This window comes from Cellulosimicrobium sp. GQ32, assembly GCF_059758455.1.
Window position 1 is genome coordinate 104,434 of the sequence record NZ_JCAXEP010000010.1, and the last position, 13,506, is coordinate 117,939.

Annotated in this window: 12 protein-coding genes; 8 read left to right on the forward strand and 4 right to left on the reverse strand. The window is 71.7% G+C overall.

Translation table 11 applies throughout. The features are described 5' to 3' along the window. Window positions 1–481: 481 nt before the first annotated feature. The 3 genes from AC6CH9_RS16060 to AC6CH9_RS16070 are packed head-to-tail and all read left to right on the forward strand — an operon-like array spanning window position 482 to window position 5,636. Window positions 482–3,070 (forward strand): YhgE/Pip domain-containing protein, encoded by a 2,589-nt coding sequence (locus AC6CH9_RS16060; protein ID WP_498155796.1) that lies wholly within the window; start codon window positions 482–484, stop codon window positions 3,068–3,070. After that, window positions 3,067–5,253, forward strand: coding sequence for a YhgE/Pip family protein (locus tag AC6CH9_RS16065; RefSeq protein ID WP_498155797.1), 2,187 nt, complete (start codon window positions 3,067–3,069; stop codon window positions 5,251–5,253). The genes AC6CH9_RS16060 and AC6CH9_RS16065 overlap by 4 nt, the downstream gene beginning before the upstream one ends. Window positions 5,254–5,306: 53 nt before the next feature. Next, entirely contained in the window at window positions 5,307–5,636 is a 330-nt protein-coding gene (locus AC6CH9_RS16070; RefSeq protein WP_498155798.1) for a GAP family protein, read from the forward strand. A gap of 31 nt (window positions 5,637–5,667) precedes the next feature. Here AC6CH9_RS16070 and AC6CH9_RS16075 read toward each other — a convergent pair whose 3' ends face one another. Continuing rightward, a complete protein-coding gene (locus AC6CH9_RS16075) occupies window positions 5,668–6,936 on the reverse strand; it encodes an AI-2E family transporter (RefSeq protein WP_498155799.1) in 1,269 nt (422 codons plus the stop codon). 149 nt (window positions 6,937–7,085) lie between these two features. Here AC6CH9_RS16075 and AC6CH9_RS16080 point away from each other — a divergent pair, with 149 nt between their 5' ends. The 4 genes from AC6CH9_RS16080 to AC6CH9_RS16095 all read left to right on the forward strand — a co-directional run bounded on the left by AC6CH9_RS16080 (window position 7,086) and on the right by AC6CH9_RS16095 (window position 8,913). Continuing rightward, window positions 7,086–7,493 (forward strand): DUF7144 family membrane protein, encoded by a 408-nt coding sequence (locus AC6CH9_RS16080; RefSeq protein WP_378215421.1) that lies wholly within the window; start codon window positions 7,086–7,088, stop codon window positions 7,491–7,493. A gap of 83 nt (window positions 7,494–7,576) precedes the next feature. Next, a complete protein-coding gene (locus tag AC6CH9_RS16085; RefSeq protein WP_498155800.1) occupies window positions 7,577–8,008 on the forward strand; it encodes a DUF6325 family protein in 432 nt (143 codons plus the stop codon). 60 nt (window positions 8,009–8,068) lie between these two features. After that, complete coding sequence (locus AC6CH9_RS16090) at window positions 8,069–8,416, forward strand: SHOCT domain-containing protein (RefSeq protein ID WP_472862953.1); 348 nt, start codon at window positions 8,069–8,071, stop codon at window positions 8,414–8,416. Between the two features lie 14 nt (window positions 8,417–8,430). Then, window positions 8,431–8,913, forward strand: a complete 483-nt coding sequence (locus tag AC6CH9_RS16095; protein ID WP_498155801.1) for a DUF1269 domain-containing protein — start codon at window positions 8,431–8,433, stop codon at window positions 8,911–8,913. A 20-nt stretch (window positions 8,914–8,933) separates the two neighbouring features. Here the strand turns inward: AC6CH9_RS16095 and AC6CH9_RS16100 are convergent, their stop codons facing one another. Further along, complete coding sequence (locus AC6CH9_RS16100) at window positions 8,934–10,010, reverse strand: sigma-70 family RNA polymerase sigma factor (protein ID WP_498155802.1); 1,077 nt, start codon at window positions 10,008–10,010, stop codon at window positions 8,934–8,936. Window positions 10,011–10,162: 152 nt separating this feature from the next. Then, window positions 10,163–12,310 (reverse strand): SpoIIE family protein phosphatase, encoded by a 2,148-nt coding sequence (locus AC6CH9_RS16105; protein WP_498155803.1) that lies wholly within the window; start codon window positions 12,308–12,310, stop codon window positions 10,163–10,165. A gap of 118 nt (window positions 12,311–12,428) precedes the next feature. On the opposite strand from AC6CH9_RS16105, the gene AC6CH9_RS16110 reads away from it, so the two are divergent. Then, window positions 12,429–12,665: a hypothetical protein gene (locus tag AC6CH9_RS16110; protein WP_498155804.1), complete on the forward strand. Its 237-nt coding sequence runs from the start codon at window positions 12,429–12,431 to the stop codon at window positions 12,663–12,665. Window positions 12,666–12,674: 9 nt separating this feature from the next. Here the strand turns inward: AC6CH9_RS16110 and AC6CH9_RS16115 are convergent, their stop codons facing one another. Further along, window positions 12,675–13,436: a 2,3-bisphosphoglycerate-dependent phosphoglycerate mutase gene (locus AC6CH9_RS16115; protein WP_498155805.1), complete on the reverse strand. Its 762-nt coding sequence runs from the start codon at window positions 13,434–13,436 to the stop codon at window positions 12,675–12,677. Between the last annotated feature and the right edge of the window lie 70 nt (window positions 13,437–13,506).

A 13,506-nucleotide genomic window follows, 5' to 3' on the forward strand; every position in this document is an offset into this window, starting at 1 on the left:
GCACCGGCCCTTGTCGGGAGTGCCGCGGGACAGGGAATTCACCTGAGCGCGCACACGGGTCGTCACCCGTTCCTCACCCGTGCGCGACCACGTCCGGGTGCGTGCGGCGCGGCCTCCTGCGGGCCGAGGCGGGCTCGACCGCGAGAGCCGACGCCGGTAGCCCGGACGAGCTGGCACGCCCGCCGACCTCTGTGGCTCCTTGAAAGGGCTGCTGGGCGGTCGACGCCCGCGGCGGTGAGCCGCCTGCTGCAGCGGAGCCGGTGGGGGATGCCAGGGTGATGTGACGGGTGATCTTTGCCCGGTATCACGGGTCGACCAAGAGTTTTTGTGCGGACCGCGCCAAACTCGTGCACCGGGGCACGAGCCCGTGCACCGACGGAGCGCGGTTGTCCGCTGACGCGGAACAATCATTGTCCGGGAGGCGCCCGGGCGGCGTCCGAATGTGCTCGCCGCACACACCGCGGCGCGACGGGGAGGAACGATGGCAAATGCCCTGAGGGTGTTTCGCCGCGATGCCCGAAGAATTCTTCAGGTGCCGAAGGTGTGGGCCATCGTCCTGGGGCTCGTCATCATGCCGTCCATGTATGCGTGGGTGAACATCCTCGCCTTCTGGGATCCGTACTCGGACACCGAGCACGTCAAGGTCGCGGTCGTCAACCTCGACGAGGGTGCGTCGTCGGAGATGACGGGAGAGCTCAACGTCGGCGACCAGATCGTCGACCAGCTCAAGACCAACGACCAGCTCGGGTGGGGATTTCTCGAGAAGGACGCCGCGATGCGCGCGGTGAGATCCGGAGAATATTATGCCGCCATCGTCGTCCCGCCCACCTTCAGCAAGGATCTGCTGAGCATCACTACGGGGACCTACGTCCGCCCGGAGCTCGACTACTACGTCAACGAGAAGGCGAATGCGATCGCTCCGAAGATCACCGGGGTCGGAGCATCGACCCTCGATTCTCAGGTGAACAGCACGTTCGTCTCCACCGTGGCGAAGACCATCGCCGAGGACCTCGAGAAGGCCGGCGTCGACACGGGGGCCCGCCTGCTCGACGCGAGGACGACGACTCTCGACGCTCTCGACGGCACCGTCGGCGAGCTGGAGGCGGCGCGCGGCGGCCTCGCGGACCTGCAGACAACGCTCGCTGACGCGGGGACCGCGCTCACGGACGCCAAGAGCGCGCTCACCCAGGTGGACAAGACGATCGGCGACGTCCAGTCCTCGATCACCGAGGCTCAGACTCTCGTGGCCGACGCGCAGCAGGACCTCGTCTCGTTCACCGACTCGGTCACGTCGGCGTACGTGTCGGGTGCCACGCTGCTCTCCGGGGCGTCGGCGCGGCTGAACCTCGCCGTGACCACGCTCTCGGCAGGCGTGCAGCACGCGAATCTCACCATCGGCACCGCGATCGACGACGCAGGGGCCGTCGCGGACTCCAGCAGCACGGTGCTTGCCGAGCTCCAGGCGCAGCTCGCGACGATGGACCCGGCGGACCCCGGGTATCGCGAGCTGAGCGAGGTGGTCGACCGGCTGGCGGAGCGCAACGAGGCGGACCGGCAGCTCCTCGGCGACCTGGCGGCGCTCAACCAGGACATCACGGACGTCTCCACGGCCCTCCAGGGGACCGCCACCGCGATCAACGTCGCCGTCCAGGACTCGGCGAGCTCGGCGGGCGCCGTCCACACCGTGCTGATCGGTACCGTCCCGGAGATCAACCGGACCATGGCCGAGCTCTCGGCGAGCGCCGGCGCGTTCTCGACGGCGCTCGAGGCGCAACGAGAGCTGGTGATGCAGGCGGTCGTGCTCCTCGACGGTCTCGAGGGGCAGATGGCCGAGGCGAGCGCTGCAGTCACCCTGCTCGACGGCAACTTGGGGAGTGTCGAACAGGACCTCGAGAGGTTGCGGACCGACGTCAGCGCGCTGAGCAGCGCTGAGGTCTGGCGCAAGCTGAGCGCGCTGACCGAGCTCGACCCACAGCAGGTCGCGCAGTTCATGTCGTCGCCGGTCGAGGTGAAGCAGCACAACCTCTTCCCCGTCGCCACCTACGGGTCCGCCATGGCGCCGCTGTTCACCAACCTCGCTCTGTGGATCGGCGCGTTCATGCTCGTCGTCCTCCTCAAGCAGGAGGCCGACACCGACGGGATCCCGGACCTCACGGTGAGCCAGGCCTACCTCGGGCGGTGGATGCTCCTCGCAGCGCTCAACGTGCTCCAGGCGCTCCTGGTCAGCATCGGCGACGTCGTCATCGGGGTGCAGATGGCGAGCGCCCCGGCGTTCGTCGCGACCAGCGTCTTCGCCGGGCTCGTCTACGTGTCGATCATCTACGCGCTCGCAGTGTCGCTCGGCTACGTCGGCAAGGGTTTGGCGATCCTGCTCGTGATCATGCAGATCCCCGGCGCCTCGGGCATCTACCCGATCGAGATGATGCCGGGCTTCTTCCGGTCCCTGTTTCCGCTCTTCCCCTTCACCTACGGGATCGACGCGATGCGCGAGACCATCGGCGGGTTCTACGACGGCTACTACTGGCGGTACGTCGCGGTGCTCCTGCTCTTCGCGGTGCTGGCCTTCGTCCTGGGGATCTTCCTGCGGCAGAGGCTCGGCAACTTCTCGCGGCTCTTCAACGTCAAGCTGGCCGAGACGGGGCTCTTCGTCAGCGAGGACGTGCAGATCCTCGGTTCCCGGCGCCGGCTCAGCCAGATCGTCCAGGCGCTGAGCGATCGACAGCGGTTCCGCGAGGAGACGGCACGCCGGGCGGAGTGGTTCGCGAAGCACCATCTGACCGTGATCCGGATGGCGTTGCTGATCGGTCTCGTCGTGAGTGCGGTACTTCTGGGCGTCGCCTGGGTCGTGCCGGACGCGAAGGCGACGATCCTCGGTCTCTGGGGCGTGCTGTGCCTGCTCGTGATCGGGACCGTCGTGACGATCGAGTACATCCGGCAGAACATCGTCTTCGCGGGGAAGGTGGAGGGGATGCCCGAGAGCACGCTGCGGCAGGTACTGGCACGGGAGGAGCGGGCCACCCGGTCGGACACGCCCCTGGCTGAGCTCCAGGGGCACGGGGAGCGGTCGTGAGGAATGTCTCCCGGCTCTTCCGCCACGACCTGCGGCAGGCGACGCGGAGCACGATCGCCCTCGTCGTGCTGTTCGGGGTCGTCGTCATCCCCTCGTTCTTCGCCTGGTTCAACGTGCTCTCGAGCTGGGACCCGTTCGGCAACGTGAAGAACCTCAAGGTCGCGGTGGCCAACGCCGACGAGGGGTACGAGGGTGGGCTGTTGCCCGTGCGGATCAACATCGGGGATCAGGTGCTGTCAGCCCTGCGTGCCAACACCGACCTGGACTGGGTGGTCACCAGCCCGGAGGAGGCGATCCGGGGCACCGAGGCGGAGGAGTACTACGCCGCTCTCGTGCTCCCCGCGGACTTCAGCCAGCAGATGATGACCTTCCTCGTGCCGGGCGCGACGTCTGCCCGGATCGACTACTACACCAACGAGAAGACGAACGCGCTGTCGCCGAAGATCACGGGCGAGGCGGCGACCGAGGTCTCCGCGCAGATCAACGAGACCTTCACCAAGACCTTGAACGAGGTCGGGCTGGGGGTCGTCTCGTCTCTCGCGGACAACCTCGAGGACCCCGAGACGCGCGCGGCCATCTCCCGGTTGGAGGCGAGCGCCACGGCACTCGCCTCCCAGCTCCGCGCGGGAGCCAGCAGTGCGCAGGCCCTCGGCATGCTCGTCTCGTCCAGCAAGCCGCTCGTGAGCAGTGCGTCGTCGCTCGCGACCTCGTCGGTAGAGGCCCTGCGCGAGACGGCCGGGGCGATCGGTGACGGGTCGAACGCGGCACGGGCTCTCGGTTCCACGCTGGACACCGCGACGGAGTCGCTCGCCGTGGCGTTCTCGACGAGCGCTGACAGCTATCGAGAGCTCGGGGGACAGGTCGACCAGCTCTTCACGTCGCTGGACTCGCAGAGCCAGACGGCGGTGGCGACCTTGAACACGCTCGCCGCGCAGGTCGACTCGCAGATCACGGCCTACCAGGGACTGCGCGACGAGCTCCAGGCACAGGCGGACGCTGCGACCGACCCCGTGCTGCGTGACGCGCTCGAGCTGGTCGTCTCTCGCATCGACGGAGCCCTTGCTCGCCAGGAGCTGTTGCGTGACCGCCTCCAGGAGGCAGCGGCGCGGCTGTCCCAGGGCGAGACGGACAGCCAGGCGACGCGCGACGAGGTCATCGCCCTCGTCGACGAGGCCAGGAACGCCGTCGAGGGCGTCCAGAGCTCGTACGCCGACAGTCTGAGGCCCCAGCTCGACCGGCTCGCCGGCACGCTCTCGTCGATCAACGGCGGCTTCGTCGCCATCGGCGACGACCTGTCGGGCGCAGTGTCTGCCTTGTCGGAGGGCTCCGGGTCCCTCGCCGGCGTGCTCACGGCCGCCGAGGGCACCATGACGACGATCGCCGGGGACCTGGACGCCGCGGCCGTCCGGTTCGACGGCGTGGCCCTCGCGCTGCGCGAAGCCTCGGAGTCGGGCGATCTCAGCAAGCTCACCGAGATCGTCGGCCCCGACCCGGAGACCTTCGCCGGCGAGCTGAGCTCTCCCGTGGCGCTCAAGACCATCCCGGTGTTCAAGGTCGACACGTTCGGTGCCCAGATGGCGCCCTTCTACTCCGTCCTGGGCCTGTGGGTCGGTGCGCTGCTGCTCTCGGTCCTGATCCGGGTCGACGTGGTGCGGGAGCGTCTTCCGGCCGGGGCAGACCTCACGCTCCCCCAGCAGTACCTCGGCCGCTACGGCATCTTCGCCGTCCTCGCCCTCCTGCAGAGCTCGCTGCTGTACGTCGGGCTCATCGGCTTCGTCGGCGTGCGGCCGGTCTACCCGGCACTGCTGATCCTCGCGGGCTGGGTGATGTCGCTGGTCTTCTCGCTCATCACGTACACGCTGGTCCTCTCGTTCGGCGAGGCCGGCAAGGCCCTCGCCGTCTTCCTGCTCGTCGTCCAGATCTCGGCCGGGGGTGGGGCCTACCCACTCAGCGTCCTGCCGCAGTGGTTCCAGAACATCAGCCCCTTCCTCCCGGTCTCCCACGCGACGACCGCAGTCCGCGCGGCCATCGCGGGGATCTACGACGGGGACTACTGGATCTCCCTCGGCTGTCTCTCTCTCTTCGTCCTCCCCACCCTGCTCCTCGGTCTCGTTCTCCGGGTCCCGCTCATCGGTCTCAACGACGACCTCGCGAAGGCGCTCGAGTCGACCCGGCTGATGTAGCGGCGTCGTGCGGTACCACGGTGACGCCCGGAACGGGCCTGGGTGTCGGGACGATGACCGCCGTGAAGGCCGCGGGGCTCGCGGTCCTGCTGGGCGCGGTCAACCCGAAGAACCTGCTGCTCGTCGTCTCCGGGGGTGCGGCGATCGCGTCGGCCGCACCTGACGACACGAACGCCCAGGTCGTCGCCGCGGTCGTGTTCGCGCTCGTCGCGAGCGTCGGCATCGCGGCACCCGTCTTCATCTACCTGTTCATGGGCGCCCGGGCCGCGTCGATGCTCGACGAGCTCAAGGCCTGGATTATCCACAGCAACGCGGTCATCATGGCCGTCCTCCTGCTCGTCCTGGGCGCCACGATGCTGGGCGACGGCATCGCGTCCCTCTGACGCGGAGCCGGCCGAACCGGACCCCGCGGGTCTACTCGATGCCCTCGGCGTGGCGCTCGTCGACCGTGCGCTCGGCCTCCAGGGCGGCCTCACGGTTCTTGCGGCGCCGTCGCGCGGTGCCGCCGTCCCCGTCCCGGCCCTTGCCCTTGCCGTGGGGGTGGTGGCCCTCCGCGTCGGGGTCGTGCAGCATGTGCGACTCGATGAGCTCGTGCCGCTGGAGGTACGTGTTCGCGACCGCCTGGATCGTCGCGGCGATCGGCAGCGCGAGGAACGCGCCCAGCGCCCCGAAGACCGCGCCGAACGCGAGCACGACGACGAAGCTCACCGCCGGGTTCATCTCCAGCGCGCGGGCGGAGACCTTGGGGGAGAAGTAGAGGTTCTCGAGCTGCTGGTACCCGATGATGAACGCGAGCACGCCGAGCGCCTGCGGCAGGCCCTGCGACGTGAGCGCGACCGCGACGGGCAGCGCGCCGCCGATGTAGGTGCCGATCGTGGGCACGAACTGCGAGACGACGCCGGTGAACACCGCGAGGGGGAGCGCGTAGGGCGTCTGGAGGATCACCAGGAACACGAACGTGAAGACGCTGGACAGCGCGGCGAGGACGATGCGCGAGTTGATGAAGTCGGAGACCTTGACCTGCGTGATCTCCCACAGCCGCAGCACCTCCTCCTGGCGGTTCGGGGTCAGCCAGCGGCACACGGCCGCACGGAACTTGGGCCCCGCCGCGAGCAGGTAGTAGGTGACGAGCATGATCGTCAGCGACGCGAAGATCCCCCCGACGATGGTCGTGGTGACGACGAGGGCGCCGGAGGCGACGTCGTCGCCGAAGTCGTTGATGACCTGCTTGATGAGGTCGTCCGAGTCGGGGATGACCACGTCGAAGCGCTCCGCGACGAACTCCTGGATGCTCGCGTACAGGGCGGGGAGCGACTGGACGAGCTGGACGAGCTGCTGGACGAACAGGTTCCCGAAGAGCGCGAGGACGACGAGGATCGTCAGGAGCGAGCCGATCAGGGCCACCGCCGCCGCCGCGCCGCGGCGCCAGCCGTGGCGGACGAGCCACACCACGATCGGCTCCAGGGCGAGCGCGACGAAGGCCGCGATGAGGATGTTGACGCCGAGCGCCTTCAGCTGGCCCAGCGCGTACCACGCGAAGATCCCGACGAAGACCGCGACGACGGCCATCGCGAGCGCTCGCGGGACCCACCGCGGCGGACGCCGGGAGTCGTGCTGGACGGGGCGCGTGCCGGCGTCGGGCACGCCCGACCACGGGTCCTCGGCGGGCGTCGGCGTCGTCATGCCCCGAACCTAGTGGCGGCGGTGGGAGCGGGCCCTGCGGGCGCGCCGTCGCTTCCGGATGCCGAACCTCGTGACCGGTGCCACGATCGACGCGCACGCTCGTCCGCTCGTCTCGCTCCGACCACGGTCGGCACCTCAGGAGGACTCGCATGGCACGCTCGTCACAGGTGACGGCCTGGGTCGGTTGGGTCTGGTTCGCCGGGATCGTCCTCGTGACGATCGGCTTCTTCAACGCGATCAGCGGTCTGGTCGCGGTGTTCTCCCCGAACAGCCTCGTCGGCGTGACCGACGCCGGGATCGTCGTCCTCGACGTGTCCACCTGGGGCTGGATCCACCTCGTCATCGGGGTGCTGCTGGTCCTCACCGGCTTCGCCCTGCTCTCGGGCAAGGGCTGGGCGCGCATGGTCGCCATCGTCCTGGTGGTGATCAACGCGATCGCCCAGTTCACGACGTTGCAGGTGACGCCCTGGTGGTCGCTCATCACGATCGTGCTCGACGTCTTCGTCCTCTGGGCGCTCGTCGTCCACGGCGACGAGGCCGAGCGCGCCGCCCGCTGACCGCCGTCCCGAGGTCGTGGGCTTCCCGGGACCCGCGTCCGCACCGCAGTCCTCGTCCCTCCAGACTCAGGAGCACACCCTCCATGGCAACGTCCACCTTCGGCCCGGTCGAGATCGTCGCGATCGCGTTCCCCACGGACCGCATCCCCGCCGGTGTCCAGGCCTCCGTCCTCGAGGTGCTCGCCGAGGGCACCGTCACGCTCCTCGACCTCGCGGTCGTCAGGCGCTCCGACGCCGGTGACGTCGAGGTCGTCGAGGTGACCGACCTCGGCGACGAGCTGGAGATCACGGACGTCGAGCTCACGGGCGCCGGGCTCGCGGGCGAGGAGGACCTCGACGCCGTCGCCGCCGGGCTCGCGCCGGGCACGTCGGCCCTGGTCCTCGTCGTCGAGCACACGTGGGCCCGCGGCGTGATCGCCGCGACCACTGCGGCCGACGGCGTCGTGCTGCTCAGCGAGCGCATCCCGGCCGAGGTCGTCAACGAGGTCGCCGACCTCGCGCTCGTCGACGACTGAGCCGCCCGTCCACGCCGCCGCGCGCAGCGCCCGACACCGCCCACCGAACCAGGAGAACTCATGCCCATCCGTCGTATCGGCCGTCCCGGGCTCATCGGGACCGCCGCCCGCACCGCGGTCATCGCGGGCACCGCGTCCGCGACCGCGGGCGCCGTGCAGCGCCGCCAGGCGAACCGTGCTCAGCAGTCGTGGGAGGCCCAGCAGGCCGAGGCCGCGCAGGAGCAGGCCCGCATCGAGGCGGCGGCCCAGCAGGCCGCCGCCCAGTACGCCCAGCCCGCGCCGGCCGCCCCCGCGGCGGCCCCGCAGGAAGACCTGCTCGGTCAGCTCGAGCGCCTCGGCCAGCTCCACGCCTCCGGCGTGCTGAGCGACGCCGAGTTCGCCGCGGCCAAGGCCAAGCTGCTCGGCTGACGAGGAGAAGAGCGATGGCCACGTTCACCGTCTGGAAGTTCGAGACCCCCGAGGGCGCGGACACGGCGTCCCGGATCCTGCACGACTCGGCCTCCGAGCACGCGATCCGCATCATCGACACCGCGGTCGTCTCGTGGCCCGAGGGCGCGGCCAAGCCGACCACGCGCCACGGCCACCAGGACGAGTGGCGCGGCACGGGCTGGGGCGCGTTCTGGGGGCTGCTCCTCGGGTCCCTCTTCTTCGCGCCCGTCCTGGGCGCCGCGGCGGGCGCCGCGATCGGCGCCTCGACGAAGGCGATGGCCGCCGTCGGGATCGACAAGGACCAGCTCGACCGCATCCGGGAGGGCGTCACGCCCGGGTCGTCCGCGCTGTTCGTCGTCACCGAGGACGGCGACCTCGACCGCGTGGGCGAGCGGTTCCACGGCGTCCACGGGAAGCTCGTCGCGACGAACCTCACGGACGCCGAGCGGAGCACGCTCCTCGAGACGTTCGACTGACGGTCCGGCCCCGCGCGCCCTCAGTCGTCGAGGCGCGCGGGGAGGCCGAACAGCGGGAACCACGAGGCCGTGTCGAGGAACGCGTTGATCGCCGTCACCCGCCCGTCCTCGGTCTCGATCACCTGGAGCGCCCAGGGCTCGTGCCCGCCACCCTCCGCGCGCCGGTACTGGCCGAACCCGAACGTGCCGTTCACCGCCACCGGCACCATGCGGGACCCCTCGCACTCGTACCCGGGCCCCGTCATCCAGGTCACGATGTCCGCCGTGCCCTTCATCCACAGCGGGTACGGCGGCATGGACAGCGTCGCGTCCTCGTGGAGGATCGCGACGAGCGCGTCCATGTCGTAGCGCTCGAACGCGTCGAGGTAACGCTCGAGCAGCAGCCGCTCCTCCTCGCCGAGCCCGGCGTTCGACGCGACCGGCGCGGGCGCGGTCTCGGCGCCGTCGGCGAGGCCCGAGCTGTCCCAGTGGGCGCGCGCCGCCATCGTCGCGCGTGCTCGCTGGAGCGCGCTGTTCACCGACGCCACGGACGTGTCGAGCAGCTCCGCGACCTCGCTCGCCTGCCAGCGGAGCACCTCGCGCAGCAGGAGCACCGCGCGCTGCTTGGGCGGCAGGAACTGGAGCGCGGCGACGAACGCGAGCCGGATGGTCTCGCGGCCCACCGCGACCTGCGCCGGGTCGCCGTCGTGCGGCAGCACGCGGTCGTCCGGGACCGGCTCGACCCACGTCTCCTCGGGGAGCACCTGGCCCAGGTTCTCGGCCTCCGGCGCCTGCGGTCCGCCGAGGCCCATAGGGCGCTCGCGCCGCTTGCGCGCGCCGAGCGCGTCGAAGCACACGTTCGTCGCGATGCGGTAGAGCCAGGAGCGAAGCGACGAGCGACCTTCGAACCGGTCGTAGGAGCGCCACGCGCGCAGGAACGCCTCCTGCACGGCGTCCTCGGCCTCGAACGACGAGCCGAGCATGCGGTAGCAGTACCCCGTGATCTCCCGGCGGTGTCCGGCGAGGACCGCATCGAGGTCGTCGCGGTCCGGCAGGGGCACGGGGGCGGACGCGCTCGGTTCCGGGTGGAGGCTCGTGGGGGTGGCGAGGTCGGTCATGGTGCTGCCTCTCAGGACTCGATGGTCTCGACGTTCGCGAGGGGTGCCTGCGGGTGGACGCGAGATGCTGCGATCACGCGCGCGGGACCAGAGGAGTGGCCCACCTCACACACGCTACCGCTGCCCTCCGACACGGCACAGGGGGTCAGCGGTCAGTCGTCGAGGTCGAGCTCGAACCACACGGTCTTGCCCGGGGCGCCGTCGAGGGCGTCGACGCCCCAGCGCGAAGCGCAGCGCTCGAGGAACTGCACACCCCGGCCGCCCGTCTCGTCCGGGCGAGGGGACCGGAGCCGGGGGAGGGTCGCCGAGCCGTCCCGCACCGCGACGCGCAGCACGCGGTGCCCCACCTCCAGCTCGGCCTCGACCGGCGCCGCGCCGTGCTGCACGGCGTTGGTCAGCACCTCGCTCGTGAGGAGCATGGCGATGCGGCGGACCGCGGGCGAGACGTCGCAGCTCTCGAGGACGTCGTCCACCCAGCGGCGGGAGGGTCCGATCGCCGACGACACGTGCTCGACCTGCCGCGTCAGGACCGACGGCCGTCCCGGGCCCGGCGGGCGCGCGACCGTGTGCCGCACGCGCAGCGCGAGGACGGCGACGTCGTCGCGCTGGTCGGACACGAGCCGGCGCACGAGGGCGTCGGGGAGCGCGGACGTCGCGGTGGCCGTGTGCTCGGCGAGGGCGGCACGCACGGCGGCGAGCCGCTCCGCGTACGAGGTCCCGCGCCGCTCGACGAGGCCGTCTGTGTAGAGGAGGAGCGTGTCGCCGTGCACGAGGTGGGCGCGGTGGTCGTGTCGCGTGGTCCCCGGCAGCACGCCGAGCATGAGGTCGGCGGGCGCGTCGAGGGTCTCGACGCTGCCGTCGGCCCGCAGCACGAGCGGGGCGGGATGCCCGGCGTTGGACCACGTGACGTCGAACCCGTGCGGAGTGCGGTCGAGCCGCACGACGACCGCCGTCCCGCTCGAGTGCAGCGCGAGACCACGGTTCGCACGGTCCAGGAGCCGGAGCAGGACCGCGGGCGGCTCGTCCTGGCACCACGCGAACGTGCGCAGCATCGAGCGGAGCTGGCCCATCTGGGCCGCGGCCCGCATGTCGTGGCCCGTGACGTCACCGATCATGAGGACGCACGCGTCGTCGTCGAGGACGACCGCGTCGTACCAGTCGCCGCCGACCTGGTCGGTGCGGGTCGCCGACGCGTAGGTAGCGGCCAGCTCCGCGGTGCGCACCGACGGGAGCTCGGTCAGCATCGCCGCCTGGAGCGTCGTCGCGACACGGTGCCGCTCCTCCAGGAGCCGCACGCGGTCGAGCGCGTGCGCCACGTACGACGCGATCGCGGTCTTCGTCTGCACCGCGTCGTCGTCGAACTCGCGCGCCGTCTCCCAGGCCAGGGTGACGACGCCGAGCAGCCGTTCTCCCGCGAGCACGGGCAGGAACGCGCGGGCCTCGACGTCGTCTGCCGCGATGAGGGCCGCGGCCTCGGGCAGCCGCGCGGCGTACTGGGCGTGGTCGCGGAAGAACAGGGGCTCGCGCGTGCGGGCGGCGATCGACGCGCCCCGCTCCGCGTCGACGCGCATCCGGCGGAACGACGCCGGGACGCCCGGCTCCAGGTGATCCAGCGTCGTGTACTCGAGCCGGGTGCCGCTCGCGTCGAGCAGGGCGAGGCCCGCGTAGCGCGCGCCGATCCCGGTGCCGACCGCCGAGAGCCGCTCGGCGACGTCGCGCACCGAGGTCGCGGCGGCGAACGACTCGGAGAGCTCCAGCAGGAGGCGGGACCGCCGGTTGGCCGCGAGCGCGACGCGCTGCATGCGCTTCGCCCGCGCCCGGGCGAGCCGGAGCCGCAGCTCGGACGTGCATGCGGACGCGAGGTCGGCGAGGGTCGCGAGGTCCTCGTCGGACCAGGGGCGCGGCCGTCCGTCGAACGCGCACAGCGACCCGACGGCGCGGCCGTGCGGGTCGAAGATCGGGAAGCCGGCGTAGGACACGACGCCGATGTCGTCGACCGCGCGGAGCGCGGCGAGGTGCGGGACGACCCGTGCGTCCTCGACCACGAGCGGTCGCGCGTCGCTCGTGACGAACTGGCAGAACGTGTGGCTCAGGGGCGTGCGACGTTGGGACTGGTACGGCTCGGGCAGACCGAGCGCGCCGGGCAGCACCGCCTCGTCGTCGAGGACCAGCGTGACCAGCGCCGACGGCACCCCGAGCTGCCGACGCACGAGGCGCGCGAAACGGTCGAACGACTCGTCCGCCACCGGCTCGGCGAGCCCCGCCTGCGCGAGCTCGTGGATCGCCTGGGCGTCGGTCATGGTCCAGTATCACCAGGACGAGGCCGGTCAAACAGTGCAAGCCGCGCCAGCCGGGCGCGGCGAAGGGGTGAAATCGGGAAGAAGGGAACGCCGGGTGGGGGCGCTGCGTGTACCGCTCGTGACACCACGACACGACGGCGGGCGCGGACCCGTGCTCGACGCGCTGCGCGTGGAGGTCGCGGGCCTCGACAGTCCGCTGGACGCTCCCGACCTGCTCACACCGGGCCTCGAGGCGCGCGGCATCGCCGACCCGTGGTCGTCCGACGTCCGGCCGACGGGCGAGGGTCCCCAGGCCGACGCGTGGCGACGGTGCCTGCTCGACGCCACGGACGTCGGCGCGTGCGGCCGCTCCTGAGGCCGGCGGTCACGTGCCCCCGCGCGCCCGGAGGTCTGTGATGGCGTGCTCGGCGCCGTGCGCGTCGAGGTAGGTGCCGCCGCGGACCTCGGGGACGAGGGCGCCGTCGGGCGAGGCCGCGAAGCGGTGGACGAGCGGGTGCCCGGTGGGCACGTCGAGGTCCTGGACCTCCTCGGGCGTGAGGTCGTCCACGAGCACGGACAGCGCGCGCAGCGAGTTGCCGTGCCCGACGACGAGGACCGCCTCGCCCCGGGCGAGGGCCGCGCGGGTCTCGGCCCAGAAGGGGCGCAGCCGCTCGACGACGTCCGCGAGCGACTCGGCGTCGGGGCGCAGGGCGGCGCGCGCGGCGTCGGGCAGGCGCAGCAGGGTGTCGTCGACGAGCGGGCGCGCGGGGTCGTCCGGCGCGAGCGGCGGCGGGCGGTGCAGGTAGGAGCGGCGGTAGCGCCAGTAGGCCGCCTCGCCGTAGTCGCGGCGGACGACGTCGCGCGGCTTGTCCGTGAACGCGCCGTAGTGGCGCTCGACGAGGCGCCACTCGACGGCGAGCGGGGGCGGGCCGGGTAGCGCGTCGGCGACGATCGCGGCCGTCGTCGAGGCGCGCACCAGCGGGGACGTCACGACCCGGCGCGGCGCCAGGGCGGGTTCGCGCGCGACGGCGTCGGCGAGCAGGCGGGCCGCGCGCGCGGCCTCCGCGACCCCGACGTCCGAGAGCGGCACGTCGAGGAGTCCGGTGAAGCGGTCGCCCGCGTTGAACGTGCTCTGGCCGTGGCGCACGAGCACGAGAGTGCCGACTGTCCCGCCGTCCGACGGTCCGGTCGACGCCCTCGGCGACCGGTCGGACGAC